1 protein-coding gene and 1 pseudogene are annotated in these 1,516 nt (G+C 67.3%); both read right to left on the reverse strand.

Annotation, left to right across the window (positions count from 1 at the left end; genetic code table 11):
* Nucleotides 1-820 (reverse strand): aminotransferase class I/II-fold pyridoxal phosphate-dependent enzyme (locus PGX04_RS07075; RefSeq protein ID WP_273737872.1); only part of this gene is annotated, 820 nt, incomplete at its 3' end.
* 152 nt (nt 821-972) lie between these two features.
* A pseudogene (gene bioU, locus PGX04_RS07080) lies at nt 973-1,516 on the reverse strand ((S)-8-amino-7-oxononanoate synthase BioU); the annotation flags it as partial.

The following is a 1,516-nucleotide window of genomic DNA, read 5'->3' on the forward strand; positions in this document are numbered from 1 at the left end:
CGATCAGTTCCGCACTACCGGCGACGTACCCGCCCTGGCTGGCCAGCGCCTTGGAGAGCGTCCCCATCTGGACCTGGACCCGGTCCTCGAGTCCTTCGGCCTGCACGACGCCGCCGCCGTCCGCGTACAGACCGGTCGCGTGGGCCTCGTCGACCATCACCCACGCGCCGAACGCCTCGGCGGCGTCACAGATCGCCTGCAGCGGGGCGATGGTGCCGTCCATGCTGAACACCGAATCGGTGACGATCAGCCACGATTCGTCGGCCGGCTCGCGACCGTCACGGATCGCTCGATCGGCTCGCTCCTCGAGCATCGACCGCAGGCTCTCGGCGTCGCAGTGGTCGTAGACGACGGTTTCGGCGTCCGTAAGCCGACAGGCGTCGATGATACTCGCGTGGTTTAACTCGTCCGAGAAGACGACGTCCGGCTCGAGCGCGGTGATCGTCCCGACGTTCGCGGCGTAGCCCGAGGAAAAGGCGAGCGCGCGGTCGGTGCCCTTAGTCTCGGCGAGCAACCGCTCGAGATCGCGATGGACCATCGTGTCGCCGGTAACGAGCCGGCTCGCGCCGGCACCCGTGCCGACGGTCGCGGCGGCCTGCCGGGCCGCGTTCTGGACGCGCTGGTCGTCGGTCAGCCCGAGGTAGTTGTTGGAGGCGAAGACCAGCGCCTCATCCGCCTCGAGTACGGGCAACTCGCCGCCCGAGGGCTGGGCGAAATAGCCTCGCTCGGCGACCCGATCGACGGGAGAGAGGGCGCGTTTCAAATCGTTTGTTTCGAGCGTCTCGAGTCGGTCCTCGAGGTCGAACCCGCGGTCGGCCATTCGGCTAAACGAACTCATCGCCACGGTTTCACTCTCACGGTTCCGATCGGCCGGTGAATTCGGCCGAAACGGGCCTCGAGGCGGTCGATACGTGACGGTCTCCGGGTCATCGTGACTCGTATCCCATGAAAAGACGATCCTCTCGTTATCGATCAGAACCCCGGCATCAGTTCGGCGGGGCCGAGGACGCCGTACTCGCCCGCGCGGTTCCGTCGCACGCCGGCTTTCAGGTAGCCGAGCGCGGGTCCGTTGACGTTCGCCTCCATGCTCGTCTCATCGCCGAGCCGGAATGTGTTGGTCGCCGTCTCGCCGTCGAAGGTCGTCCCGGTCACGCGCACCGTCGTCGTCGTCGGTTTCTCGTCGTTTCGCACGTCGAGGATCCCGCCGACGGTGACGTCCGCGGCGTCGCAGACGCCGGCGCGCTCGAGCAGCACGTCGTCGGCGTGTTCCATGTCTTCGAACTCGATGACGCCGTCGTGGTCGTCGATGATTTCGTCGATCTCCTCGTCGGAGAGGTTCCGGGCGGTCCCGATATCGTACTCGGGGAGGTGGGCGATGTCCTCGCGGACGGTGCCGCGGTTGTCCTCGTAGCCCGATTTGAGGCCGACGCCCCAGTGGATGTCGACGTCGGTGACCTCGACGAACGACTGGGCCGCGAGCGCCGCTGCGCCGGTCAGGAGGCCGGGCGTCGCGCCC

The sequence above is a fragment of the Natrinema soli genome (genome assembly GCF_028618695.1).